The 23,741-nt window shown below is 63.9% G+C and carries 41 protein-coding genes; 32 read left to right on the top strand and 9 right to left on the bottom strand.

Annotated features, from left to right (window positions below; genetic code table 11):
* The first annotated feature begins 53 nt into the window (after positions 1-53).
* From nifK to A5906_RS15085, 8 genes are all read left to right on the top strand, one after another.
* On the top strand, positions 54-1,613 hold the full coding sequence (nifK, locus tag A5906_RS15120) for a nitrogenase molybdenum-iron protein subunit beta (protein WP_080136081.1): 1,560 nt from the start codon (positions 54-56) through the stop codon (positions 1,611-1,613).
* 118 nt (positions 1,614-1,731) lie between these two features.
* Positions 1,732-3,396 carry a nitrogenase iron-molybdenum cofactor biosynthesis protein NifE gene (gene nifE / locus A5906_RS15115; RefSeq protein WP_080136080.1) on the top strand — a complete coding sequence of 555 codons (1,665 nt, stop codon included), beginning with the start codon at positions 1,732-1,734 and terminating at the stop codon, positions 3,394-3,396.
* A gap of 10 nt (positions 3,397-3,406) precedes the next feature.
* On the top strand, positions 3,407-4,789 hold the full coding sequence (gene nifN, locus A5906_RS15110; RefSeq protein ID WP_080136079.1) for a nitrogenase iron-molybdenum cofactor biosynthesis protein NifN: 1,383 nt from the start codon (positions 3,407-3,409) through the stop codon (positions 4,787-4,789).
* Positions 4,790-4,811: 22 nt separating this feature from the next.
* On the top strand, positions 4,812-5,207 hold the full coding sequence (gene nifX / locus A5906_RS15105) for a nitrogen fixation protein NifX (RefSeq protein ID WP_080136078.1): 396 nt from the start codon (positions 4,812-4,814) through the stop codon (positions 5,205-5,207).
* 11 nt (positions 5,208-5,218) lie between these two features.
* The gene (locus tag A5906_RS15100; protein WP_080136077.1) at positions 5,219-5,689 is read left to right on the top strand and encodes a NifX-associated nitrogen fixation protein; all 471 of its coding nucleotides are present in this window, start codon (positions 5,219-5,221) and stop codon (positions 5,687-5,689) included.
* 9 nt (positions 5,690-5,698) lie between these two features.
* Positions 5,699-5,899: a CCE_0567 family metalloprotein gene (locus tag A5906_RS15095; RefSeq protein WP_080136076.1), complete on the top strand. Its 201-nt coding sequence runs from the start codon at positions 5,699-5,701 to the stop codon at positions 5,897-5,899.
* Between the two features lie 15 nt (positions 5,900-5,914).
* On the top strand, positions 5,915-6,202 hold the full coding sequence (gene fdxB, locus A5906_RS15090) for a ferredoxin III, nif-specific (RefSeq protein ID WP_080136075.1): 288 nt from the start codon (positions 5,915-5,917) through the stop codon (positions 6,200-6,202).
* A gap of 17 nt (positions 6,203-6,219) precedes the next feature.
* Positions 6,220-6,372 carry a hemimethylated DNA-binding YccV-like domain-containing protein gene (locus A5906_RS15085; RefSeq protein ID WP_080136074.1) on the top strand — a complete coding sequence of 51 codons (153 nt, stop codon included), beginning with the start codon at positions 6,220-6,222 and terminating at the stop codon, positions 6,370-6,372.
* A gap of 189 nt (positions 6,373-6,561) precedes the next feature.
* On the opposite strand, the gene A5906_RS15080 is transcribed toward A5906_RS15085, so the two are convergent.
* A complete protein-coding gene (locus tag A5906_RS15080) occupies positions 6,562-6,879 on the bottom strand; it encodes a hypothetical protein (protein ID WP_136615242.1) in 318 nt (105 codons plus the stop codon).
* On the bottom strand, positions 6,876-7,325 hold the full coding sequence (locus A5906_RS15075) for a hypothetical protein (RefSeq protein WP_080136155.1): 450 nt from the start codon (positions 7,323-7,325) through the stop codon (positions 6,876-6,878). Before A5906_RS15075 ends, A5906_RS15080 begins: the two co-directional genes overlap by 4 nt.
* A gap of 249 nt (positions 7,326-7,574) precedes the next feature.
* Here A5906_RS15075 and A5906_RS15070 point away from each other — a divergent pair, with 249 nt between their 5' ends.
* Positions 7,575-7,979: a Rieske (2Fe-2S) protein gene (locus A5906_RS15070; RefSeq protein ID WP_080136154.1), complete on the top strand. Its 405-nt coding sequence runs from the start codon at positions 7,575-7,577 to the stop codon at positions 7,977-7,979.
* 10 nt (positions 7,980-7,989) lie between these two features.
* Here the strand turns inward: A5906_RS15070 and A5906_RS15065 are convergent, their stop codons facing one another.
* Positions 7,990-8,580, bottom strand: a complete 591-nt coding sequence (locus tag A5906_RS15065; protein WP_080136070.1) for a hypothetical protein — start codon at positions 8,578-8,580, stop codon at positions 7,990-7,992.
* A gap of 336 nt (positions 8,581-8,916) precedes the next feature.
* Between A5906_RS15065 and A5906_RS15060 the strand changes: the two genes are divergently transcribed.
* From A5906_RS15060 to A5906_RS14970, 20 genes are all read left to right on the top strand, one after another.
* Positions 8,917-9,237: an iron-sulfur cluster assembly accessory protein gene (locus A5906_RS15060; protein WP_080136068.1), complete on the top strand. Its 321-nt coding sequence runs from the start codon at positions 8,917-8,919 to the stop codon at positions 9,235-9,237.
* Between the two features lie 41 nt (positions 9,238-9,278).
* A complete protein-coding gene (locus tag A5906_RS15055) occupies positions 9,279-9,572 on the top strand; it encodes a NifU family protein (protein ID WP_080136066.1) in 294 nt (97 codons plus the stop codon).
* Positions 9,573-9,602: 30 nt separating this feature from the next.
* Positions 9,603-10,799 (top strand): cysteine desulfurase NifS, encoded by a 1,197-nt coding sequence (gene nifS, locus A5906_RS15050; protein WP_080136064.1) that lies wholly within the window; start codon positions 9,603-9,605, stop codon positions 10,797-10,799.
* Positions 10,796-11,017: a putative nitrogen fixation protein NifT gene (nifT, locus tag A5906_RS15045; RefSeq protein ID WP_080136062.1), complete on the top strand. Its 222-nt coding sequence runs from the start codon at positions 10,796-10,798 to the stop codon at positions 11,015-11,017. The genes nifS and nifT overlap by 4 nt, the downstream gene beginning before the upstream one ends.
* A complete protein-coding gene (locus tag A5906_RS15040) occupies positions 11,017-11,883 on the top strand; it encodes an SIR2 family NAD-dependent protein deacylase (protein WP_080136060.1) in 867 nt (288 codons plus the stop codon). The genes nifT and A5906_RS15040 overlap by 1 nt, the downstream gene beginning before the upstream one ends.
* A 351-nt stretch (positions 11,884-12,234) precedes the next feature.
* A complete protein-coding gene (nifB, locus tag A5906_RS15035; protein WP_136615248.1) occupies positions 12,235-13,734 on the top strand; it encodes a nitrogenase cofactor biosynthesis protein NifB in 1,500 nt (499 codons plus the stop codon).
* A gap of 10 nt (positions 13,735-13,744) precedes the next feature.
* Complete coding sequence (locus A5906_RS15030; RefSeq protein WP_080136056.1) at positions 13,745-13,969, top strand: 4Fe-4S binding protein; 225 nt, start codon at positions 13,745-13,747, stop codon at positions 13,967-13,969.
* Between the two features lie 11 nt (positions 13,970-13,980).
* Positions 13,981-14,289, top strand: a complete 309-nt coding sequence (locus tag A5906_RS15025; RefSeq protein ID WP_080136054.1) for a HesB/IscA family protein — start codon at positions 13,981-13,983, stop codon at positions 14,287-14,289.
* Between the two features lie 10 nt (positions 14,290-14,299).
* Positions 14,300-14,833 (top strand): hypothetical protein, encoded by a 534-nt coding sequence (locus tag A5906_RS15020; RefSeq protein ID WP_080136052.1) that lies wholly within the window; start codon positions 14,300-14,302, stop codon positions 14,831-14,833.
* A complete protein-coding gene (locus A5906_RS15015; protein WP_080136050.1) occupies positions 14,826-15,599 on the top strand; it encodes a 4Fe4S-binding leucine-rich repeat protein in 774 nt (257 codons plus the stop codon). The genes A5906_RS15020 and A5906_RS15015 overlap by 8 nt, the downstream gene beginning before the upstream one ends.
* Positions 15,596-15,913, top strand: coding sequence for a nitrogen fixation protein NifZ (locus A5906_RS15010; protein ID WP_080136048.1), 318 nt, complete (start codon positions 15,596-15,598; stop codon positions 15,911-15,913). Before A5906_RS15015 ends, A5906_RS15010 begins: the two co-directional genes overlap by 4 nt.
* Positions 15,913-16,152 carry a nitrogen fixation protein NifZ gene (locus tag A5906_RS15005; RefSeq protein WP_080136153.1) on the top strand — a complete coding sequence of 80 codons (240 nt, stop codon included), beginning with the start codon at positions 15,913-15,915 and terminating at the stop codon, positions 16,150-16,152. The genes A5906_RS15010 and A5906_RS15005 overlap by 1 nt, the downstream gene beginning before the upstream one ends.
* A gap of 10 nt (positions 16,153-16,162) precedes the next feature.
* Entirely contained in the window at positions 16,163-16,522 is a 360-nt protein-coding gene (locus A5906_RS15000; RefSeq protein WP_080136046.1) for a DUF3024 domain-containing protein, read from the top strand.
* 10 nt (positions 16,523-16,532) lie between these two features.
* The gene (locus tag A5906_RS14995; protein WP_080136044.1) at positions 16,533-16,802 is read left to right on the top strand and encodes a DUF6129 family protein; all 270 of its coding nucleotides are present in this window, start codon (positions 16,533-16,535) and stop codon (positions 16,800-16,802) included.
* On the top strand, positions 16,799-18,007 hold the full coding sequence (locus A5906_RS14990) for a DegT/DnrJ/EryC1/StrS family aminotransferase (RefSeq protein WP_080136042.1): 1,209 nt from the start codon (positions 16,799-16,801) through the stop codon (positions 18,005-18,007). Before A5906_RS14995 ends, A5906_RS14990 begins: the two co-directional genes overlap by 4 nt.
* A 34-nt stretch (positions 18,008-18,041) precedes the next feature.
* Entirely contained in the window at positions 18,042-18,350 is a 309-nt protein-coding gene (locus A5906_RS14985; protein ID WP_080136152.1) for a 2Fe-2S iron-sulfur cluster-binding protein, read from the top strand.
* 16 nt (positions 18,351-18,366) lie between these two features.
* Positions 18,367-18,591 carry a hypothetical protein gene (locus A5906_RS14980; protein WP_080136040.1) on the top strand — a complete coding sequence of 75 codons (225 nt, stop codon included), beginning with the start codon at positions 18,367-18,369 and terminating at the stop codon, positions 18,589-18,591.
* A gap of 17 nt (positions 18,592-18,608) precedes the next feature.
* Complete coding sequence (locus tag A5906_RS14975; protein ID WP_080136038.1) at positions 18,609-19,058, top strand: Rieske (2Fe-2S) protein; 450 nt, start codon at positions 18,609-18,611, stop codon at positions 19,056-19,058.
* Between the two features lie 13 nt (positions 19,059-19,071).
* On the top strand, positions 19,072-19,239 hold the full coding sequence (locus tag A5906_RS43040) for a hypothetical protein (RefSeq protein WP_167523652.1): 168 nt from the start codon (positions 19,072-19,074) through the stop codon (positions 19,237-19,239).
* A 24-nt stretch (positions 19,240-19,263) separates the two neighbouring features.
* Positions 19,264-19,692 carry a group II truncated hemoglobin gene (locus A5906_RS14970; protein ID WP_080136036.1) on the top strand — a complete coding sequence of 143 codons (429 nt, stop codon included), beginning with the start codon at positions 19,264-19,266 and terminating at the stop codon, positions 19,690-19,692.
* A 13-nt stretch (positions 19,693-19,705) separates the two neighbouring features.
* Here the strand turns inward: A5906_RS14970 and A5906_RS14965 are convergent, their stop codons facing one another.
* From A5906_RS14965 to A5906_RS14950, 4 genes are read right to left on the bottom strand one after another with little or no spacing between them, the layout of a single operon-like run.
* Positions 19,706-19,951 (bottom strand): hypothetical protein, encoded by a 246-nt coding sequence (locus tag A5906_RS14965; RefSeq protein WP_080136033.1) that lies wholly within the window; start codon positions 19,949-19,951, stop codon positions 19,706-19,708.
* Positions 19,952-19,965: 14 nt separating this feature from the next.
* Positions 19,966-20,730, bottom strand: coding sequence for a dienelactone hydrolase family protein (locus A5906_RS14960; RefSeq protein WP_080136031.1), 765 nt, complete (start codon positions 20,728-20,730; stop codon positions 19,966-19,968).
* Between the two features lie 35 nt (positions 20,731-20,765).
* Entirely contained in the window at positions 20,766-21,095 is a 330-nt protein-coding gene (locus tag A5906_RS14955; protein WP_080136151.1) for an iron-sulfur cluster assembly protein, read from the bottom strand.
* 7 nt (positions 21,096-21,102) lie between these two features.
* Positions 21,103-21,582: a hypothetical protein gene (locus A5906_RS14950; protein ID WP_080136029.1), complete on the bottom strand. Its 480-nt coding sequence runs from the start codon at positions 21,580-21,582 to the stop codon at positions 21,103-21,105.
* 349 nt (positions 21,583-21,931) lie between these two features.
* On the opposite strand from A5906_RS14950, the gene A5906_RS14945 reads away from it, so the two are divergent.
* From A5906_RS14945 to A5906_RS14935, 3 genes are read left to right on the top strand one after another with little or no spacing between them, the layout of a single operon-like run.
* A complete protein-coding gene (locus A5906_RS14945; RefSeq protein WP_080136027.1) occupies positions 21,932-22,165 on the top strand; it encodes a BolA family protein in 234 nt (77 codons plus the stop codon).
* An 18-nt stretch (positions 22,166-22,183) separates the two neighbouring features.
* Positions 22,184-22,519 carry a Grx4 family monothiol glutaredoxin gene (grxD, locus tag A5906_RS14940; RefSeq protein ID WP_080136025.1) on the top strand — a complete coding sequence of 112 codons (336 nt, stop codon included), beginning with the start codon at positions 22,184-22,186 and terminating at the stop codon, positions 22,517-22,519.
* Entirely contained in the window at positions 22,516-22,869 is a 354-nt protein-coding gene (locus A5906_RS14935) for a (2Fe-2S) ferredoxin domain-containing protein (RefSeq protein WP_080136023.1), read from the top strand. The genes grxD and A5906_RS14935 overlap by 4 nt, the downstream gene beginning before the upstream one ends.
* 3 nt (positions 22,870-22,872) lie before the next feature.
* Here A5906_RS14935 and A5906_RS14930 read toward each other — a convergent pair whose 3' ends face one another.
* Together A5906_RS14930 and A5906_RS14925 are read right to left on the bottom strand one after the other, a co-directional pair.
* A complete protein-coding gene (locus A5906_RS14930; protein ID WP_080136021.1) occupies positions 22,873-23,283 on the bottom strand; it encodes an ArsC/Spx/MgsR family protein in 411 nt (136 codons plus the stop codon).
* 10 nt (positions 23,284-23,293) lie between these two features.
* Positions 23,294-23,728: a response regulator gene (locus tag A5906_RS14925; protein WP_080136018.1), complete on the bottom strand. Its 435-nt coding sequence runs from the start codon at positions 23,726-23,728 to the stop codon at positions 23,294-23,296.
* Between the last annotated feature and the right edge of the window lie 13 nt (positions 23,729-23,741).

Raw genomic sequence — 23,741 nt, 5'->3', positions numbered from 1 at the left:
CAGGGAGGAGCCGCGGCAGGCGATCGAACACGATATCCAACGAAGGTGCCACGATGACACAGAATGCCGAACACGTGCTCGATCACTTCGAGCTGTTCCGAGGTCCGGAATACCAGCAGATGCTGGCCAACAAGAAGACGCTGTTCGAAAATCCGCACGACCCGGCGGAAGTCGAACGCATCCGGGAATGGGCCAAGACGCCCGAATATCGCGAGAAGAATTTTGCCCGCGAAGCGCTGACCGTCAACCCGGCCAAGGCCTGCCAACCGCTGGGTGCCGTGTTCGTCGCCGTCGGGTTCGAAGGTACGCTGCCCTTCGTGCACGGCTCGCAGGGCTGCGTCGCCTACTACCGCAGCCATCTGTCGCGTCACTTCAAGGAGCCGAGCTCTTGCGTCTCATCCTCGATGACGGAGGACGCGGCGGTTTTTGGCGGCCTGAACAACATGATCGACGGGCTCGCCAACACTTACAACATGTACCAGCCGAAGATGATTGCGGTCTCTACCACCTGCATGGCTGAGGTGATCGGCGACGACCTCAACGCCTTCATCAAGACGGCGAAGGAGAAGGGATCGGTTCCGGCGGAGTACGACGTTCCCTTCGCCCATACGCCGGCCTTTGTCGGCAGCCACGTGACCGGCTACGACAACGCGCTCAAGGGCATCCTAGAGCACTTCTGGGACGGCAAGGCCGGTACCGCCCCGAAGCTGGAGCGCAAGGAAAACGGCAAGATCAACTTCATCGGCGGCTTCGACGGTTACACCGTCGGCAACATCCGCGAGATGAAGCGAATCTTTGAGCTGATGGGGATCGAATACACGATCCTCGCCGACAACAGCGACGTGTTCGATACCCCCACTGACGGCGAGTTCCGCATGTATGACGGCGGCACCACGCTGGAGGACGCCGCGAACGCGATCCATGCCAAGGCGACCATCTCCATGCAGCAATACTGCACCGAGAAGACGCTGCCCTTCGTCCAGGGGCATGGCCAGGAGGTCGCCGCCTTCAACCATCCGGTCGGCGTCAGCGCCACCGACGACTTCCTGATGACGCTGTCGCGCATCACCGGCAAGCCGATCGCGAAGGCGCTGGAGCAGGAGCGTGGCCGCCTGGTCGACGCCATGGCCGACTCCAGTGCGCATATCCACGGCAAGAAGTTCGCGATCTACGGCGATCCCGATCTCTGCTACGGCCTTGCGGCCTTCCTGCTCGAGCTTGGTGCCGAGCCGACCCATGTGCTCTCCACCAACGGCAACAAGGCCTGGGCGGAGAAGATGGAAGGGCTGTTCGCCAGTTCGCCGTTCGGCAAGAACTGCCATGCCTATCCGGGCAAGGATCTCTGGCACATGCGCTCGCTGCTGTTCACCGAGCCCGTCGATTTCCTGATCGGCAACACCTACGGCAAGTACCTGGAACGTGACACCGGCACGCCGCTGATCCGTATCGGCTTCCCGGTGTTCGACCGCCACCACCACCATCGCTATCCGGTTTGGGGCTATCAGGGTGGCATGAACGTGCTGGTGAAGATCCTCGACAAGATCTTCGACGAGATCGACAAGAACACCAACGTGCCCGCCAAGACAGACTACAGCTTCGACATCATTCGTTGATGCCCGAAACACCCGTCGCCGCCTCGAAACAGGCGGCGGCGGAGGACGAGTCTAGCCAGAGCGATCGAGACTGCGGGGCGAAGTGCTCGCGCAGCGGGTCGGGGAATAGGAGAGACGCATGAGCTCGCTGTCCACCATCCAGGACGTCTTCAACGAGCCGGGCTGCGGCAAGAACGCCAACAAGACGGAAGCCGAGCGCAAGAAGGGCTGCACCAAGCAGCTGCAGCCGGGCGGGGCCGCCGGCGGCTGCGCCTTCGACGGGGCCAAGATCGCGCTCCAGCCCTTCACCGATGTTGCCCATCTGGTCCACGGCCCGATAGCCTGCGAGGGCAACTCCTGGGACAACCGGGGATCTGCCTCTTCAGGCTCCGATCTCTGGCGGCGCAGCTTCACCACCGACATGAACGAAACCGACATCGTATTCGGGGGCGAGAAGCGGCTCTACAAGGCGATCAAGGAAGTCATCGAGAAATACGATCCGCCGGCGATCTTCGTCTACCAGACCTGCGTGCCCGCCATGATCGGCGACGACATCAACGCGGTCTGCAGGGCCGCCGCGACCAAGTTCGGCAAGCCGGTGATCCCCGTTAATTCGCCGGGCTTCGTCGGCCCGAAGAATCTCGGCAACAAGCTCGCCGGCGAGGCATTGCTGGAGCACGTGATCGGCACCGAAGAGCCGGATTACACCACGCCCTACGACATCAACATCATCGGTGAATACAACCTGTCCGGCGAGTTCTGGCAGATCAAGCCGCTGCTCGACGAACTCGGCATCCGCATCCTGTCCTGCATCTCCGGCGACGGCAAATATCGCGAGCTCGCCTACTCGCACCGCGCTAAAGCGGCGATGATGGTGTGCTCCAAGGCGATGATCAACGTCGCCCGCAAGATGGAGGAGCGCTACGGCATACCGTACTTCGAGGGCTCGTTCTACGGCATCCAGGATTCCAGCGATTCCTTGCGCGAGATCGCGCGCATGCTGATCGAGCGCGGCGCACCGGCGGAGCTGATGGACCGCACCGAGGCGGTGATTGCGCGGGAGGAAGCCCAGGCCTGGGCTGCCATCGAGCGCTTCAAGCCACGCTTCAGGGACAAGAAGGTGCTGCTGATCACCGGCGGCGTGAAGTCGTGGTCGGTGGTTGCAGCACTCCAGGAGGCGGGGCTCGAGATCGTCGGCACGTCCGTGAAGAAATCCACTAAGGAGGACAAGGAGCGGATCAAGGAGCTGATGGGCCAGGACGCCCACATGATCGAGGACATGACGCCGCGCGAAATGTACAAGATGCTGAAGGACGCGCGCGCCGACATCATGCTGTCCGGCGGCAAGTCGCAGTTCGTCGCGCTGAAGGCGGCGATGCCGTGGCTCGATATCAACCAGGAGCGCTGCCACGGGTATATGGGCTATATCGGCATGATCAAGCTGATGGAGGAGATCGAGAAGGCGCTCTACAATCCGATGTGGGCGCAGCTCCGCAAGCCTGCGCCCTGGGACGATGCGGGCGTGAATTGGCAGGCCAAGGCGATGGCGCAGATGGACGCGCAGGCCGCCGAGATCGCCGCCGATCCGGTCCGCGTCGAGGAGACCCGGCGGGCCAGGAAGATCTGCTTCTGCAAGACGGTCGACCTCGGCACCATCGAGGACGCCATCGCCGCGCACGGCCTTTCTACCGTTGACGGGGTGAAGGAGCATACCAATGCCTCGGGCGGTTGCGGCGCCTGCAAGGGGCGGATCGAGGACATTCTCGCAGCTCAGCCTGCGCCCGTGCTTCAGGTGGCGGAGTAGGGCGCGGCCGATGGCGATCGTCACCACCTCGAAGAAGGCCTGCTCGGTCAATCCGCTCAAGATGAGCCAGCCGATCGGTGGCTCGTTCGCCTTCATGGGTCTACGCGGCGCAATGCCGCTGCTGCACGGCTCGCAAGGCTGCACTTCGTTCGGCCTGACGTTGTTCGTGCGGCACTTCAAGGAAGCCGTGCCGATGCAGACCACGGCGATGAGCGAGGTCGCGACCGTGCTCGGCGGTTATGAGAATGTCGAGCAGGCGATCCTCAATATCTACAATCGCACCAAGCCAGAGATCATCGGCATCAACTCGACCGGTGTCACCGAGACCAAGGGCGACGACGTCGAGGGCTTCATCCGCTTGATCCGGCAGAAGCATCCGCAACTCGAAAAATTCCCGCTGGTCTACGTGTCGACGCCCGATTTCAAGGACGCCTTCCAAGACGGCTGGGAGAAGACCGTGGCGCGCATCGTCGAGGTGCTGGTCGATCACGTCGAGGCGGGGACCGCCCGTGACCCGGTTCGCGTCAACGTCCTGCCGGGCTGCCACCTCACGCCCGGCGATCTCGACGAGCTGCGTACGATCATCGAGGATTTCGGGCTCAAGCCGTCCTTCCTGCCGGATCTTGCCGGCTCGATCGACGGGCACATCCCGGACGAGTTCACGCCGACCACGATCGGCGGTATCGGCGTCGACGAGATCGCGACCATGGGGCAGGCGGGCTGGACCATCGCGATCGGTGCGCAAATGAAGCGTGCCGCGGAAGCGATGGAGCGGAAGACGGGGGTGCCGTTCCGGCTGTTCGAGCGGCTCTGCGGCCTCATCCCCAACGACGAGTTCATCTCTTTCCTGAGCGAGATCAGCGGTCGGCCGGTCCCGGTGAAGTATCGCCGGCAGCGCGGCCAGCTTGCGGATGCGATGCTTGACACGCATTTCCACATCGGCGGCCGCAAGCTTGCGATCGGTGCGGAACCGGACCTGCTGTTCGATCTGTCGAGCATGCTGCACGAGATGGGGGCCGAGCTCGCGGTCGCCGTGACCACGACGGTCTCGCCCGTGCTGGAACGCGTCAAGACGCGGGAGGTCTTGATCGGCGATCTCGAAGATCTCGAAGAGCTCGCCAAGGCGCGTGACTGCGATCTCCTCATCACCCATTCGCACGGCCGCCAGGCGGCCTCGCGGCTGAAGATCCCGTTCTATCGCGTGGGCTTCCCGATGTTCGATCGGCTCGGCGCCGGGCACCAGATGTCGGTCGGCTACCGCGGCACGCGCGATCTGATCTTTGACCTCGCCAATCTCGTCGTTGGCGACCGCGAAGCCAACCACCAGCCGACGCCCGATACCTGGCGGACCACGGACGTCGGGCTCCAGGTCGTCCCGCCGCAACTGCACTGACGCAACAAGAGGGACCAGATCGATGAAAGTCGCCTTTGCCACCCAGGACCTGAAGCGCGTCGATGCGCATTTCGGCTGGGCCAAAAATATCGCCATCTACGATGTCAATCCGGACGGCCATCACTTCGTCGAGGCCATCCAGTTCGACGGCGACCTCAAGGAGGACGGCAACGAGGACAAGCTGGCGCCGAAGATCGAGGCGATCAAGGATTGCGTGATCCTCTATGTCGCCGCGATCGGCGGCTCGGGCGCGGCGCGGGTCGTCGCCAACAACATCCATCCGATGAAAGTGACGCAACCCGAGGCGATCGACGACCTCTGCGTCAAGCTCGAAGACGTCCTGAAGGGTTCGCCGCCGCCGTGGCTGCGCAAGGTGCTCGCTAAGGGGCAGGAACGCAGCTTTGTTTTCGAAGACTGAAGGAAACCGCCATGACTGAAGCGGCTGAACTGATCCAACCCGACGCCGCGGCCGAGGCGCCGTTCGTCAAGGAACTCGTCAAGATCTGGCGGGCCCAGGACACCCATGGCGCCTGGGAGGGCAAGAAGGACCTCGACCTGCTCGAGCCCTATATCCTCGACAAGGAGAAACGCCGCGCGCTGCCGATCGTCGGTGATCCCGATCCGGACACGATCTGGCGGATGGAGCTGTTCTTCAACGCGGTCGCGCTCTTGATCGAGAAGGAGACCGGCGTGATGATCTCGCCGATGCTGAAGATGCACCATGAGGGCTTTGGCCGCATGGTCCTGATCGGCGGCCGGCTCATCGTCGTCAACAAGCAGCTGCGCGACGTGCATCGCTTCGGCTTTGACAATCTCGGCAAGCTTGCCGCCGAAGGCGACAAATATGTCGCGGGCGGGGTCGAGATGATCCGCAAATTTCCCGATGTGGCGAATTACTGAGGTTTGAGCATGAGCGACCTTGAAACCCTGAAGGCCGAGATCAAGAAGCTGTCGGCCAAGGCGACGCAGGCCAAGATGGACCTCCACGATCTCTCGGAGGAGCTTCCGATCAACTGGACCTCGATCCTGAGCGTGGCGCAGAAGGCCCACGATGCCTTCGCAGAGCTTGAGCGCAAGCGCGAGGATCTCAAGTCGCTGGAAAAGGTCTGAGCCGAGGTCACGATCATGTCCTACGCAACCCGCGATGGCCGCGACTGGAAGCCGGACTATCTGGTGTCGATCGATGCCGGGAAATGCATCGGCTGCGGCCGCTGCTACAAGGTCTGCGGCCGCGAGGTCATGACGCTCAAGGGCATCAACGAGGACGGCGAGATGGTCGACCTCGATCACGACGATGACGAAGTCGAGAAGAAGGTCATGGTGATGAACGACGACGGCGCCTGCATCGGCTGTGGCGCCTGCGCGCGGGTCTGTCCGACCAACTGCCAGACCCACGCTCCCGCGGCCGCCTGAGGCGTGCGGGACCAGCGATGAGCAAGACCCGGTTCGCCAGGTACAATATCGGTCAGGTGATCCGCCACCGGCTCTATGCGATGCGCGGTGTCATTTTCGACGTCGATACGTCGTTCGCCGGCACGGATGGCGAACCGGTGCCTGGCGGGGCTGCGACGGGCCTGGTCTAGCGGCTGTTCGCCGAAGACGATGAAGTCCCCTATGTGGCCTGTATTGCGGACGCGATCTGGAGCCCGATGATTCCGGCGAGCCTGTCAGCCATCCCGGGATCGGCGCCATGTTCGAGCTGGGCGAGGCGGGCAGCTATCGCCGGCACAGGCACGCGATGAACTGACGCGCGACGGACGTCGCGGTCCGGTCTACTCGATGCCCTGTTCGCGCGCCTTCATCATCGCTGCGATCCGAAACCGTTCGTGGATGGCGACCGGATTGGCGAGCATGTCGGCTTCCGCCTGCTGGAACGCGGCGAGCACGATCGTGGCCTCCGTCTGCGTCAGGGGCACGCGGCCGGCCATGTGGGTCGCCTCCGGCGCAGCGGTGCGGATCGCGCGGCGATAGGGGTGATCCTTCACCTCGATCAGTTCGTTCGCTTCGAGCTTGCCGCCCAGCGTGATCGCAAGTCCAACGACTTCGAGCTTGCGGCCGTCCTGCGTGGTCTTGACCAGTATCGCCATCACGGCACCATCGGCATGGTAAAGCCGGGGCGGGGGTGTGCGTCGTAATAGTCGGGGCGCTCCGGCCAGCCGCCTTCGGCGAAGAACTTGAACGCGGTGATCTTCACGGGCGCGCCCTGCGAGCAGGAGACCTCGGCGAACTTGATCTCGCGCGGGCCGGGACCGGCGGAAAAGTCCGCGACCACGGTGCCGTCCACCTTGCAGGCGCGGGCAAAGCCGGGTGTGCCGACACTGCTTGCCGGCACCGGATTAGCCGCGAAGACCGCGCCGGCGGCATCGCCGCTGAAGGCGGGGCTTGCGAATTTGAAGGTTGCCAGCACGCCGCTGCGATCGACCGGGCGATCGGCGGTGATCGGGCGCGCGACCGAATAGACGGTCAACGTGCCGCCATCGAGCAACGCCCTGATCTCGTCTTCCGAGCAGGCGGTGAATTCGGACGCGACGTTCATGTCATTCTCCATGCCAGCGGGCCTGACTGAACAACATCAATTTTCGTGCCACCTCGCGCGTGCGTGCCGAGGGGCACGACGTCGCCGAATCCGGGTCAATCGGCCTGCAATCTGGGCCGGTATGTCGAGCCAGGTCGGGTCGTTGTGGCAACCGCGTCGTTATGTCGGATTCCGTACAGAACAAACGGGACGCAGCGCCTAGCGCGATTCTTGCAGCGTTCGAGATATCCGACCGCGAACGAGGACAGCATGGACCAGAATACCGCCTATGCGATCTGCGCCTTCAACGACATTCCGAGCCAGCGGGCGATCGGCTTTCATCTCATGATCGTCGGCGAGGACGGTAGGCCGCGGCCCTGGCCGATCGTGATCGTACGCTGGGGCAAGCAGGTGTTTGGCTATCTCAACCGGTGCCCGCACAATGGCGTGAACCTGGACTGGGAGCGCAACCAGTTCCTCGACGGGAATGGCACTCTGCTGCTCTGCGGCAAGCATGGCGCGACCTTCGATCTCGGCTCCGGCCATTGCGTGGATGGGCCGTGCAAGGGCGAGAGCCTGACGCCGATCGCGCTCGCCGTGCTTGACGGCGATATCTGTGTCACCGGCGTGACGCTGGTCGAGGACGACGAGACGGCCTGCGAGGAGGAAGTCTGACGCGGATGCGTCAGACCGGACGGTTCTCGTTGCGGTTCTTCACCGGCTCCATCTTCTTAACGCCGTCCTCGAAGGAGATCTCGGTATAGGAGCCGTCGAGATTCTTGGCGGCATCGAGCAGATAGTCGAGCTTGCCGGCTGTATCGAGCTTCTTGATGTCGTTCTTGTCGACGGCGGCGAGGTCCATCATCTCCTTCCACACCGTCGATTCGTCGCACGGCAATATGCGGAATTCGATGTCACCGATCCTGGTGCGGTATTTTGCCAGAAGGTCGATGTTGTTGCAGAACATGAAGTAGCTGCCCTTTGGGCTCAACGCGCCGTCCAGCACCTTGGCGACGTCGGCAAGATAGGCATAGGAATGCAGGTAACCGGCGAGCACCGGAATGGTCGGTTCGCCCTCCTGCGCCACGGTCAGCACCTGCTCGATCGAGTAGTCCGGCGGACGTTTTTCGTCGGCGACCTGGGCCTGGAATTTCAGCGCGATGTCGCCGCGAAAGCCGAAGCGCCCGGGCTTGGTGGTGTCGCCCTTCAGCACCGCGTTCAGGAGCCGGCCCTCCTTGTCCAGGCGACCAAGGGCGGTGTTGTCGATCGACGTCATGGATCTCTCCTGATCTTGTTGGCAGCGCGGCTGTCGGCCGGCACGAAGGTTTCGATGGCCCTTATGCAAGGAGTTTGCCGACCGCACGCGTATGCGCCCAAAGTTCGAATGCAGCGGGAATCCGGATTGCTTTAGTGCGGCCGTTGCGCAGCACCCGGTATCGCGTTGCCATTCGGGTTGTCCCGGCGTCGCCATGGCCGCATGTCGCAAACCCGACAAGCGTCGCAAAGACAACAGGCGCGCCTTTGGCGAAAACGCAGCGGTTTCAGACATATGCGCTCTGGCACGGGACTTGCGATCCCTCACTGCAACAGACCCAGACAGCGAGGGCGAGCGATGATCAACCTGACGGACAGCGCGGTGAATGCGGTGAAGACTGCGATCTCCTCCGCGGCACAGCCGGCGAGCGGCTTGCGCATCATGGTCGAAACCGGCGGCTGCGCCGGCTTCAAATACATGATGGGTCTCGCCGAGGAGGCCAAGCCCGACGACACCGTCATCGAGCGCGGCGGCGTGAAGGTGTTCGTCGACAATGCGAGCCACGAGCATCTCAACGGCACCACGATCGACTTCGTCGTCGCGCTGGAAGGCTCCGGCTTCACCTTCGACAATCCCAACGCGAAGTCGAGCTGCTCCTGCGGCAAGTCGTTCAGCTGAGCTACATCCGTCGATCCGATCCGTCACAGAGAGAATTTGAAATGCTCGTCGAATCCGAACACCTGAAACAGTTGCCAGCCGCCGAACCCTCGGGTCGCGAGCAGATCGTCCGCGCCGTGCTGGACGAGATCCGGCCCAATCTCAAGCGCGACGGCGGCGATTGCGAGCTGCTCGAGATCGACGGCAACAAGATCATGGTCAGGCTCACCGGGGCCTGCGTGTTCTGCAAGCTCGCGAGCGCGACGCTGGAGGGCATCCAGGCTCGCCTGGTCGAACGGCTTGGCGAGTTCGTCCGTCTGATTCCCGTTGCCGGAGCGGCCAAGCCCCGTCACTGAGCAGGGCCCCGACACCGAGAGAGGGATTCCGTGCGGCCGATCTACCTCGACAACAACGCGACGACCCGCACGGACCCATCCGTCGTCGCGGCGATGCTGCCGTTCTTCTCCGAGCAGTTCGGCAATGCGTCCTCGGTGCATGTTTTCGGCAGTGACGTCGCCCAGGGGGTGAGGGAGGCGCGGCGCAGCGTACAGCGCCTGATCGGCGCAGCGTTCGATCACGAGATCGTCTTCACCTCCGGCGGCACAGAATCCGACAACGCCGCGATCCTGTCGGCGCTTGCCGTTCAGGAGGGGCGCGACGAGATCGTTACCACTTCGGTGGAGCATCCTGCGGTGCTGTCGCTGGTCGAGGATCTCGACCGCCGCGGCATCAAGAGCCATCTCATCCCAGTGGATACACATGGCCGCCTGGACATTGAGGCCTTTCGGCGTGCGCTCGGCCCACGCACCGCGATCGCATCCGTGATGTGGGCCAACAACGAGACCGGAACGGTCTTCCCGGTCGAGTTCCTGGCCAAGATGGCCCGTTCGGCCGGCGCACTGTTTCACACCGATGCGGTGCAGGCCGTCGGACGGATTCCGATCGATCTCAAGGCAACCGAGATCGACATGCTCTCGCTGTCGAGCCACAAACTGCACGGTCCCAAGGGGATCGGCGCGCTTTATGTGCGCAAGGGCACGAAATTCAAGCCGCTCATCCTGGGCGGCCCGCAGGAACGTCGCCGCCGCGCCGGCACCGAGAACGTTCCCGGCATCGTCGGTCTCGGCAAGGCGGCCGAGCTCGCCGCGACGCAACTGGAGCAGGAGCGAACGGGGGTCGCTACGCTACGCGATCGGATGGAGCAGGGGATCCTGCAGCTCGGCCACTGCATGGTGCTCGGCGACGTCAAGAGCCGGCTGCCGAATACGTCGAACATCGCGTTCGAGCATCTCGAGGGCGAGGCGATCATCCACCATCTGAACCGTGCCGGCATTGCTGCTTCGCTGGGATCGGCCTGCGCTTCAGGATCGATGGAACCGTCGCATGTGCTGCGTGCCATGAACGTACCGACGCAGGCGCTGCGCGGCGCCATCCGCTTCTCGCTGTCCCGCGAAACCACGGAAGACGAGATCGACCGTGTCCTGCACGTGCTGCCGGACATCCTATTGAAACTGAGAGCATGGTCTCCTTCGTGGCAAGAGCGCGCGAGCGACACCTCTCTTACCGGGGAGCTCAGCTCATGAAAGTCATGATTCGTCGTTCGCCGGAGACCGGCCTGTCGATCTATGTGCCGAAGAAGGATCTCGAGGAGCCGATCGTTGCATCCGAGCACGAGACCCTGTGGGGCGGCTGGATCAAGATCGCCAATGGCTGGGTACTCGACTTGCCCCATATGGCCGCCGATACCAACCTGCCGATTACCATCAACGCCAAGAAGCGTGGCGGAGAGGGAGACGAGTGATGAATGCGCCGGTCCCGCAGATCGATTTCGCCAACCCCGCAGATGCTGAAGCCATCCTTGCCGGCGTTGTCGCGCGGCTGCGCGGCGGCGACGTCATTCCCTACCTCGGACCAGGCGTCGTCGAACTCGCCACGCCTTCCGTGCCTATGAACCCCGAGGCGCTGGCGGCTTATTTCGGCACCAAGGTCGCGCTGCCGCGCCGCACCCGCGGCAATGCCTGGGCTTCTGCGCAGCACATCGAGAGCACCAGGCACCGCGCCACCGTGACGGCGCTGATGGCAGATGCGTTTGCCATTCCGGTCGCGCCCACGGCGCTGCATCGCCATCTCGCCACCATGTCGCTGCCGCTGATCGTCGACAGCTGGTACGACGGCGCGATGCGGAGCGCGCTCGCCGGGCGCGGCGACTGGGGCGAGATCCAGGGTATCACCCGCGCCGGCATCGGCGAGGACCGCTGGTACCGGTTCTACGATGCCGCAGGTCAGGAGGTCGACCGCGCAAAGGCCGGGACCTGGACAACGATCCTCTACAAGCCTCACGGAAGCGTGGCGCCGGCCAAGAATTTCCTGATTTCGGACGCCGACTATGTCGAAGTGCTGACTGAGATTGACATCCAGACGCCGATCCCGGACGAGGTCAAGGCGCGGCGCACCGGCCGCAGCTTTCTGTTCCTCGGCTGCCGTTTCAACGACCAGCTCCTGCGCACCTACGCGCGACAGGTCTCGAAGCGCTCGACCGACACCCACTATGCCGTCGTCGAACCCGACGCGCTGTCGAAGAACGAGCTGCGCTTCCTGGTGAGCCAGGGCCTGACCCCGCTTGCAATCCCGCTTGCGCGCGCGGTCGAGATCGTACTGGCGGGCTGACCCTCCATCGCGTTGCCGATCTGGCGATCTTCGCGCGAACTATCTTCGGGCGAAGATCCCGCGCGCATCGATGCATCTCGTCGACGATGTCGCGTCTGTCATCTTTCCAACATGCGTTGACAACCCGACATTCCATCGCGAGCGCGCTAACTCCTTGAAGCAAGCGAAGAAAGTCGCAGGCGCGACGATGGCATGCAGGTTGCTAATACCTTTCTAGAACGACTCTGAGGACGCTTCTCGAAATCCGAGCCCCGCAAATCTGTTCGGCCTGCAAGGAGAACTGAGCACATGGACGTTTCAGCGCAAGACGACGCGAGCGGCAACGGCAGTGTCGCCGATGTCGGCGAGATCATGCAGGCCATCGCCGAGCACAAAGGCTGCGGCACCACGGGCGGCAGCGGCAAGGCAAGCTGCGGATCGCAGGCTGGGCAGGGCGATCTGCCGACCGAAATCTGGGAGAAGGTGAAGAACCACCCCTGCTACAGCGAAGAAGCGCACCATCACTACGCGCGCATGCATGTCGCAGTCGCGCCGGCCTGCAACATCCAGTGCAATTACTGCAACCGCAAATATGACTGTGCCAATGAATCGCGTCCCGGCGTTGTCAGCGAGAAGCTGACGCCCGAGCAGGCCGCCAAGAAGGTTCTGGCGGTCGCCTCCACTATCCCGCAGATGACCGTGCTCGGCATCGCCGGTCCCGGCGATCCGCTGGCCAACCCGGAAAAGACCTTCAAGACGTTCGATCTGATCAGCCGGACCGCGCCTGACATCAAGCTTTGCCTCTCGACCAATGGCCTCGCGCTGCCCGACCATATCGACGCCATCGCGCGCTTCAACGTCGATCACGTCACCATCACCATCAACATGGTCGATCCCGAGATCGGCGCGAAGATCTACCCCTGGATCTTCTACAAGCACAAGCGGTACACAGGTTATGAGGCCGCCAAGATCCTTACCGATCGGCAGCTCCAGGGCCTGGAGATGCTTACCGAGCGCGGCATCCTCTGCAAGATCAACTCGGTGATGATCCCGGGGATCAACGACCAGCACCTGGTCGAGGTCAACAAGGCCGTCAAGTCGCGCGGCGCCTTCTTGCACAACATCATGCCGCTGATCTCCTCGCCCGAGCACGGCACTGTGTTCGGCCTGAACGGGCAGCGTGGTCCGAGCGCGCAGGAGCTGAAGGCGCTGCAGGATTCCTGCGAGGGCGAGATGAACATGATGCGGCACTGCCGGCAGTGCCGGGCCGACGCTGTCGGTCTGCTCGGGGAAGATCGCAGCGCCGAGTTCACCACCGAGAAGATCATGGCCATGGAGGTCAAATACGACGCCGAGACCCGCAAGGCGTATCAGGAAAAGGTCGAGGAGGAGCGCGTTGCCAAGGTTGCGGCCAAGCAGGAGGAGCTCGCCGAGCTCGCCGGCGCCTCCAGCGACATCAAGGTGCTGGCGGCTGTGGCGACCAAGGGCTCCGGCCTGATCAACGAGCATTTCGGTCATGCCAAGGAGTTCCAGGTCTACGAGCTCTCGACCTCGGGCGCGAAATTCGTCGGCCATCGCCGCGTCGATCTCTACTGCCAGGGCGGCTACGGCGAGGAAGACAGCCTGGAGACCATCATCCGCGCCATCAACGATTGCCATGCAGTCTTTGTCGCCAAGATCGGCGGCTGCCCGAAGGGCGACCTGATCAAGGCCGGCATCGAGCCGGTCGATCAGTATGCTCATGAGTTCATCGAGAAGTCGGCGATCGCCTGGTTCAAGGCCTATCTCGACAAGGTCAACAGCGGCGAGATCATCCATGTGGAGCGCGGCGATGCCGTCATCCGCCAGGGCGCGCTGATTTCGGCGGCTTGAGGAGGGACCGATGCCGTTCAAGATCATTGCCTCACAGTGCACGAGCTGTTCGGCCTGCGAGCCAGAATGCCCGAACGTCGCCATCCGGGAGAAGGGCGGGACGTTCGTGATCGATCCGAAGAAGTGCACCGAATGCATCGGCCATTTCGATGAGCCGCAATGCGTGGCGGTGTGCCCGGTCGACAATACCTGCGTCATCGATACGTCACTGCCGCGCTACCAGGCGCCAGCCTGAGAGGAGAAGACATGAATTTCACGATCACGCCAGCCGCGCAGAAATTCATGCGCACGATGCTCCGCGTCGACGGTGCCGCGGGTAGCGGCTTCCGCCTCGCGGTCAGTCCGGGCGGCTGCTCCGGCCTTACCGCCGACATCAGCGTGCGCGCCGAGCCCCGGGCCGGCGATGCCGTGGTCGAGCGCGACGGCGTCAAGCTGTTCCTGCCGGCCGAAAGCCGGCTGCTGCTTGACGGAGTGACCATCGATTTCGCGGATACGCCGACCCAGACCGGGCTCGTGTTCCACGATCCGAAGCAGGTCTCCTGCGGACATCACTGAACAGGCGACAATGATGCCCGACACGTTCGTCAGCCCGCAGGTCGAGATCAATGAGGCGCTCGTCACCAGCGCCTTGCTCGGGCGCGGGCTGCCGAGCGAGGCGGAACATCATCTGTGGGAGGCGGGGCTCTCCTATCACCTGGACGACGTCGCGGAACGTCATCTGCGCGAAGCCGACGCGCTCGCGCCCGGACATGCTGCCGTGCTGATCGGCCTCTATCGGTTCTACTTCTACAAGGGCCGTCTCACCGAGGCGCTCGACGTCGCTCGGCGCTGCCTGCTCAGGGCGGCACAGGAGAACAATCTTGCCGCAGACTGGCGCCTTGTGCAGGCCGGCGACGCCGAGTTCGGCCGCTACGAGAACATCCTTGCGCGCTTCTTCCTGTTCTCGCTGAAAGGCTACGCCTATTTGCAGATGCGTCTTGGCGAGACCGAAGAGGGACGGCTGGCAGTCCAGAAGCTCCTGCAGCTCGATCCCACTGACAAGATCGGCGCCAGAGTCCTCCTGGGCGTGCTCGACCGGATGGGGCAGGACGATGACTGACGACATCGACGAAGCCCTCGACTGGCAAGGTCATCAGGTCAACTGTGCGGCCTGCACGCATCTCACGCTCAATGGCGCCGGCGGCTGCCGGAGCAGACATGCTTGTGTCAACGATCGTTATGCGCGCCGCATCGACCGCTTCTTCAATTGGAATCCTGGCCTCGCCGACGGCTACCTCGGCCACCCGCATTTCGAGGTACGCGCGATCGCCGCAAAATTCGCTAACCTGTTCCTGCTTCCGCCGTTGCTCGGCGATGCCGACGAGACCGTGCGCTGGAACGCGGTTCGTCGCCTGCCCAAGCGTTACGCGCTGCAACTTCGCAAGGATCCGCATCGCGAGGTGAGGATGCGGGTTGCGACGCTGATCGAGGGCGACGAGCTGCTGCCGATGGCTGGCGACGAGGATTACTACGTGCGCCTCGTCGTCGCGCGCAGGCTGCCGCCGCTGCTGCTCGGCCGGATGATGAATGACGAGGAGGCGGAGGTCCGCCGCGTCGTGGCCCGGCGTGTTGCGGACGAATGGCTGTTCGGCATGATCAATGATCGCGATGCGGCCGTGCGGCTCGAGGTCGCGCAGCGCCTGTCGCCCGAGCTTTTGGCGCTCATGCGCTGCGATCCGGACTGGCGCATCCGCTACGAGGTCGCGAGCCGTGCCGCGGCCGGCGAGCTCACGGGGCTCGTCGAAGATCAGGACAGCCTCGTGCGCGAGGTCGCGCGATCGCGCATCGCCGTGCGGCTCGAACGAGGAACGGGGACATCGGCATGAGCAACATCGTCCGTGACAGCGACGTCGTCGAGCTGACGGCCCCGCCCTTCTTCAGTTTCGGCGAGAAGGTGCGGGCCAAGCGCACCATCCGCAATGACGGTACCTATGCCGGCAAGGAGATCGGCGACATCCTCGCCAAGAAGGGCGAGATCGGCTACGTGGTCTCGATCGGCACCTTCCTCCAGCAATTCTACATCTATGGCGTCGAATTCCTCGAAAGCGGCAACCGCGTCGGGATGAAGCGCAAGGAGCTCGACCCCATCACCCCGCGCGATGCGGTCGAGGACATTCCGCTGCCGGAGGCTGCATCATGATGATCGAACCCAGATTGCCGAAGTACCAATGGGGCCAGCGCGTGAAGGCGGCGGTGGACCTGCACAACGATGGCTCGTTTCCGGATGCGCCGGCGGAGGGTCTGCTCGTCGGTGTCGGCCACACCGGAGAAATCGTCCAGGTCGGCCGGCATACCGACGCCAATCTGCCGATCTATCTCGTCGAGTTCGGCGAGCGGCTGGTGGTCGGCTGCCTCGAAGAAGAAATCAGTCCGCTGTAGGGATGCCACGATGAATGCCGCGGTCCTCAGACGAATCGATGCCGGTGTACCGGCCCATCCGAATGAGCTCGATTGCAGGCGAATCGAGCGCGCGTTGAGGTCGCGGCAACGGTATCGCTACGTTTCGCCGAACGTCGCCAGTGTCGCCGGCGGCTATCTGATCCAGAGCCCCTGCTGTTCGCGAAACATCGACGCCGGGGGCGGCGTGATCGAAATCGCGCTGCTGCACTACGATGGTGCGAGCGCGACTTGGCATCTGCTCCGCAAGGATCATGAACGGGGCGTCTGGATGCTGCACTCGACACATCAGCGGCTGACCTCGGTGACGGATGTGCTGAACGCCGATCCCGAACGCGTGTTCTGGCAGTAGGGGGAACGGGATGGCCTTGGCAGCGCACGAACTGGCCGAGATCGAGCAGGCGCTCACCGCACCGGATGCGGCGCCACGGGTCTTCGCGACCCTACGTCAGCGGTTTCCGCATCTCGCCTGGATCCGCTGCGACGCCTCCGACGTGACGGAGACGCCGTTCCGCAGCCTTGGGGCGTTCGACCTGCATCTGCTCGATAGCGCCGATCACTGCGCGCAGATTACCGACGATCCGGCGCGCGCGACCGGCATCGTGCTGGCAAAGCGGGCGGTCCGGTCATGACGGAACCGGCTCTCGTCTACGACGACGTTGCAGAGGCCGCCGAGGCGCCGGTCGAAGCCGGCCATGACTTCATTCCACTGTCAGACCCCGACATCACGCTAGCCGAGATCGGGGCGGTGGATGCCGTCCTGCGCTCACCGCGGCTCTCCAATGGGCCGCTTTCCGAAGCGTTCGAGGAGGCCTTCGCTGCCTATGTCGGCCGCGCCTATGCGGTCGCGGTGCCGAGCGGCACGATTGGCCTGCTGCTCGCCCTGAAAGCCTACGGCATAGGCGCCGGCGACGAGGTCATCGCCTCGGCCTACGCGTTTCGAGAGACCGCGCATGCGATCGGCCTCGCCGGCGCACGGCCGGTGTTTGCCGATATCGACTATTGGTCCGGCAACCTGGCGCCAGCGAAGGTGGAGGAGCGCATCACGCGGGCGACGCGGGCGATTCTCGCCGGCAACACCAACGGCCATCCCGCGCCCTGGTCGGAGTTGCGCGCCATCGCGGACCGGCACGGTATCCTCCTGCTGGAGGATTCCACCGAGGCGATCGGCTCGCGCTACAAGGGCTCCCTGGTCGGCAGCTTCGGCGACGTCGCCGTGTTCGATTTCGCGCAGCCGTCGCTGCTGACCTGTGGCGAAGGCGGCATGGTCGTTACCGACGACATCGACCTTGCCGTGACGCTGCGGCGTCACCGCTCGCACCGGCTGAGCGAACGCTCCTCGGTCGTGGTCGGCTCGGCAGCGCCCTATCAGGCCGGGATCAGCGATCTCGCCGCCGCGCTCGGGCTCGCGCAGCTGAGGCGCATCGACGAGATCATCGAACGCCGCCGGCTCGTCGAGCAGCTCTATGCGACGCATGTGCAGTCCTTCGAGGGCATCAAGCCGCCCTATATCGCGCCCGATGTGACCGAGGTGAACTGGTTCCTCTATCTCGTGCATCTCGGCACCCGCTTCACCCGCTTGAGCCGGAATGCCATCGCCGAGGATCTCCGGGTCGAGCAGGTCGAGGCCGTGGCCTACAGCCAGCCGCTGCACTTGCAGCGGCACTATTTCGATTTCGGATACCGTCGCGGCGATCTCCTGGTGACCGAGAAGATCGCCGATCGCGCCATCGCGCTCCCTTTTCATACCCATCTCACCGACGGCCAGATCGAATTCATCGTCGAGACCATGAAGGACGCCTCGATCAATGTGGGCGCAGGCGCGGCGATCTACTGAACCACGGGTACGCATAACAGAGAGGATGAAGATCATGACCACACTGACCGTCATGCCCGAAGGCAAGACCATCGAAGTTACGGAAGGTACGACGCTGCTCGCCGCGCTGCTGGGCGCCGAGATCGCGATTCTCCACAAGTGCGAAGGCCAGGCCAAATGCGGCTCATGCCATATCTTCGTGCAGGAGGGCCGCAAAGGGCTGTCGAAGATCGCTAAGCTCGAGAACGAGAAGCTCGATTCGATCGTTGGCGTCGGCTCGAAATCGCGGCTTGCCTGTCAGGCCACCGTGCTAGGCACCGAAGACGTCAAGATCGAGCTGCTCGGCTTTTCGTCGGGTCTGTGAGCGCGGGAGCGAGACAATGGACACGCAGAACGTCATTCTTCACGCGCGCTTTGCGCCGAACGGCACCGTGGTCGAGATCAGCGAGCGGCCGGAGGGCCTTACGCCGCAGGCCTGGTTCAATTTCCTCAGCGACAAGGCCGGCGACGTCTACCAGGCGCTCGCGGGCGGGCGGGGCGTGTTCCGGCTGACGCGCGAGGAACTGAAGGCGCTGAAGCAGGCGGCCGCGCCGGCGGCAGCCTGACTCGCGGGAGGCGCGCCATGGGCCTGGAAGGGATCGACGTCTTCGTCATCTGCGCGAGCGACGAGATCGAGCGCGGCGGCGCGAAAGCGTTCAGCCTGTCGCGCCTTGATACGTCCGGTGAGAGCCGGCCGTTCCCGATCGTCGTGATTCGGAGCCACGACAACACCTATGTCGGCTACGTCAACGCCTGCCCGCATGACGGGGTCTGGCTCAATATCGGCAATGGCGACTTCTTCACGCAGGATCGCGCGTTCCTGAAATGCGGTCGTCACGGCGCCGCGTTCGAGATCGACAGCGGGCTATGCGTCGCCGGGCCCTGCAGCGGCAAGAATCTCCAGCCGATCGCGCTGGCGATGATCGACGGCGAGGTCTGCCTGTGCGGCGAGCGGCTGGTCGAGGACGACCGCCCGTTCAACGCTTTCGACGATCATGACGAGACCATGGAAATCATGATCCATCCGGATTAGCGGGGGACTGGCTGTGACCGTCGCGCAACTGCTCGATCGACTGAAAGGATTGCCGGAAGATGCTGTCGTGCTGATGGACAGCGGCGACGGGCTTTCGCGTGTATCCACGCTGGAATTTGTCGCCGATCAAGGCCCAGGGGCGCCGGCGGAGGTTATCCTGTCGCCGAGCATGGACGAGTAGGCGCGCGCAGCGGAAGGCATCGGCATGAGCGATACGGTGGTGACTGTTTCAATATTCGAGCGGATCGGGGGTCCTGTTGTCATCGACCGCTTGGTGGAAAGCTTCTATCGCCGGATGGACGAGGCTCCCGAAGCCACCCGTATTCGCGCCATGCATGCAGATGACCTTGCATCGACCAAGCAGGTGTTGAAGCGCTACCTCACCGAATGGACCGGCGGCCCCAAGCTCTATTCGCCGGAGAAGGGCCATCCGCGGCTGCGCCAGCGGCACATCGGCTTCCCGATCGGCAGCGCCGAGCGCGACGCGTGGCTGCTCTGCATGCGCGGTGCGCTGGCGGAGACGGTTGCCGACGAGGCGGCGCGCGGGGAACTCGATGCCGCACTCACCAAGCTCGCCGACTGGATGCGCAACCAGGCGGGAAATCCGCACGACGCGCGTGGCGGGCACGCCTGAAAGGGGCGCGGCATCAGTCGGACAGCGGCAGTCCAAAGAACTCTTCCTCGGTGCCGCCCCACGCCTTGTGCAGAGCGAGTCCGCTCTGCCACTTACCCATCTCGGCTTCGTTCGCCGCCCGGTGCGTGATCTTTCCCTGGGGCCGCTCGGCCAGCAAGAATCCCTTGCCGTTGCGGATGAAGCGATTGAGGTCCTTGGTGTCGGTTGGCCGCACGACGCAGCGCGGCGCGTCGTCGATCAGGATGGTTGTCGGCAGCATCTCGCGGGGCTCCCTCAATCCACCGGCGGTCCGAGATCGTCGGACTTCTTCTTTTTCTTCTTCTCGGTTTTCGCCTGGGCGTAGGCGCCGGCATTCTTCAACAGGATCGGCTGCTGTCCTTCGACATATTGCGAGATCCAGAATATGGTTCGTTCCAGCGCCTTCTCCGCCGCCTCCGCGCAAAAACTGCCACGCTCGTCGCATCCAAAACCGTGTGTCGCGCCTGGATAGGTGAAGGCGCTGACGTCGGGACGCCAGGCGCGGAATTGCGTGATGGCCTCCAGCGGCAGCTCCGGGTCGCTCTCGCCGAAATGCAGGAGCGTCGGGACCTTGCGCTTCTCGCGATAGTCCGTGACGGTCTCGGCCCCGTCATAGCCGATCACGCAGGCGATGCCGTTGACCTTGTTGGCCGCGGCATAGGCGAGATCGCCGCCCCAGCAATAGCCGACGACCGCGACCTTGCCGGCTTCCTTCGCCGCGTTCACGGTCGTCTGGATATCCGAGATGGCCTGCTCCTTGCCGACCTGCGCGCTGATCGCGGCGCCCTCGGCCTTGCCGTCTTCGTCGTGCGCGAGCCTGACGCCCGGCTTGACCCGGTCGAACAGGGATGGCGCGATCGCGACATAGCCCCTGGCCGCAAATGCGTCGGCGACCTTGCGGATCTCGGGCGTGACGCCGAAGACATCCTGAAGGACCACGACGGCACCCCTGGGTGTCTCCGCAGGCTCGGCACGATAGGCGGTGAAACTCGCTCCGTCGCTGGCGGTCAGTTCGATCATTGCATCCTCTCCTCTCCGGTGGTCTCTGGTCGCTTCTAGAGCAGGCCGAGCTCGAGCTTGACGTCGTCGGTCATCCGCGATGAGTCCCAGGGCGGATCGAACACCAGCCGCACCGCGACCTTTTCGACGCCGCCGACCTCGATGACCGCTTTCTCCACCCAAGACAGCATCTCGCCGGCGACCGGACAGCCCGGCGCGGTCAGCGTCATGTCGATCTCGACCAGGCCGCCATCCTTCGGCTCTATCCGGTAGATCAGGCCGAGGTCGTAGATGTTCACGGGAATTTCGGGATCGTGAACGGAGCGCAGCGCGGCGATGATGCCGGCGATCAGCGTCTCGTTGCTGGCAAGCTCCGTGATCGTCATCGCCACCTCACTGGAGCCCCTCGGCGAGCGCCGCAACGACCGGCCAGCCGACCGCGCCCGTGGGGTCGAGCCGACGCAGCGCCGCGAGCAGTTCGTGGGCCTGTTTCTGTTCGTCCTTGCGCAGGTAGATGAAGGCGAGGGCCTTCAGCGTGTAGAGCGCGAAACGGCCGGCGCCATCAGGTGGTTCCGCCTGCGGCTGCCAGCTTCGCCAATCGGGGCTCCAGCCAGCCTGATGCGCGGCCTCGCGCAGGCCGCGCTCGGCGATGCTCCGGGCCTCATCGAGACGGCCGCGATAGGTGTGGGTCTTGTAAAGACAGAAATAGACCGCGAGCTCCGTCGGCGCCGCGTCCAGGGCCTGGCGGAAGATGCGATCGGCCTCGAGCGGGTCGCGTCGATAGCTGACCACGCCCTGCTGCAGCAGCGAGTCGATTTCGGGCGCGAGCTCACCGAAATTGATGCCGTCGGAATCGACGAGAACGGCCGTCATGCGCCGCTCGCCGGCGTCGGGATACGACGTCGAACGTCGAGGCCGCTGGAATCTGTGTGGGACAATTTGAGTTCCTCGTTCAGCGGAATAAGAGCGTGCCCCTACGAAGCAAAAGCCGGGCCGGACGAGGAGCGCTGTGAAAGCGCCTCGATTCGAGGGGTCGTGAGACATCATCGTCGCGTCCGGGGAGTGACCATCCGCGTTCGTCACGTCATCGACATGCACATGCGCGGCATTGTCGGAAGTTGGACATGACGTCGGCTCCAAGCAGGCAAGTCCCTATGAAAGCACGGGTTCCGAAACTGGTTTGGCGCTTGCATGGAGTCGGCGCAGAGCAGGAGTGTGCGACATGGCGATGGCGGGACCGGACATCGAACAATTGATCAGGGAAGCGTTTCCGGACGCCCATGTGATCGTGACCGACCTCGCCGGCGACGGCGATCACTACGGCGCCCGCGTGGTCTCGCGGGCGTTTGCCGGCAAGAGCCGGATTCAGCAGCACCAGATGGTCTACGCGGCCTTGAAGGGACGAATGGGCGAGGCGCTGCATGCGCTCGCGCTAGAAACGGCGATGCCGACATGAATATGGAAGGATAGAAGCATGAGTCAACCGATCGAACAACGTATCAAGGATATCATCGCGGGCAGCGACGTCGTACTGTTCATGAAGGGTGTTCCGGCCGCGCCGCAATGCGGCTTCTCCGGCTCCGTCGTGCAGATCCTGAACGGCCTTGGCGTTCCCTTCACCGGCGTCAACGTGCTCGCAGACCCCGATATCCGCGAGGGCATCAAATCGTTCTCGAACTGGCCGACCATTCCCCAGCTCTACGTCAAGGGCGAGTTTCTCGGCGGCTGCGACATCGTGCGCGAGATGTTCAAGCTGGGTGAACTGGCGGCGGTGCTGAACGACAAGGGCGTTGCGGTGACGGCGTCATGAGCGACGGCATGACTGAGGTGTTCGAGCTGCCGCAGCTCTACCGCCATCACGTCTTCGCCTGCCACACCCAGAGGCCACCGGGTCATCCGCGTGGAAGCTGCGGCGCGTCCGGCGGCGGTCCGTTGTGGGAACGGCTCGGCAAGGCGATCGAGACGAAAGGGCTTACCGACATCGGTTTCACCGCATCCGGCTGCCTCGGTTTCTGCGGAGCGGGTCCGTTGATGGTCGTCTATCCCGATGGTGTCTGGTACCGGCCGACCACGCCGGAAGACATCGACGAGATCGTCGAGGAGCACCTGAAGCAGGGTCGCCGCGTCGATCGCCTGGTCATGGTGCTCGCGCGGAGCTGAGCTTCACGGCTCCGCGCAACGCGGCATCGCCTGCGGCCGCGTGCAGCCCTGGAGGTCGCCTCGCTCGCCGCCGAGCAGTGACGGAACCGGCTCGCGGTCGAAGCCGGCGCATCTGGCGCCATCGACTTCGATCAGCGGACGCCGGATCAGCAAGGGATCGTCGAGCATCAACGCGATCGCGTCTGTCGCATCGATCTCCACCGGCCTTAATTCGCCGGATTTTATCCGCGGCGCGGCCGGGTTGAACCAGGACGCGGTGGGGGTCGCACCGAAGAAGGCTAGCAGACGCTCTGCAGTCCATGGCTCCGTCAGAAGGCTCTTCGCGATCACCTGATGACCGGCCGCTTCCAACGCGCGGATCTGCCGGGCATTGGTCCCGCAGCCGGGCTTCTGGTAGAACAGCACTGTCGCCACGCCGGGGTTCCTATTTCATCATGCTGAGCTGGACCAGCGGCGCGGCGCCGCCGCGACCGAGGATCGTGTCTACCTTCTTGCGAACGCCCTCCAGCGTCAGCGGCTTCACCACCGCGCCGTGGGCGCCGGCCTTCATGGCCTCGACCGCGGTGGTCTCGTCGGACTTGTCGGTGACGACGAGAATGCGCGCGCCCGGAAATCTGGCGCCAAGCTCGCCGATCAGGGCAGGGCCGCGCGCTTTCAGGAAGGAGACCCCGAGCAGCACGACGTCCGGCTTCAGCCAGTCAACGCCCTTTGCATAGGCTTCTTCCGGTGTGGCGAGTTCGTGCGTCTCGATCTCGTCGTGCAGCATGAACTGGAGCGCTGCACGGGTGATCTCGTCCTCGTCGACCACGAACACGCGGCGCTGGTCGACCGCCTTGGCTGTCTCGACACCGATCTGCATCTGTCCTTCTCCT

This window comes from Bradyrhizobium sacchari (genome assembly GCF_002068095.1).
GTDB lineage: Bacteria > Pseudomonadota > Alphaproteobacteria > Rhizobiales > Xanthobacteraceae > Bradyrhizobium > Bradyrhizobium sacchari.
This window is presented reverse-complemented; position numbering and strand designations above follow the sequence as displayed.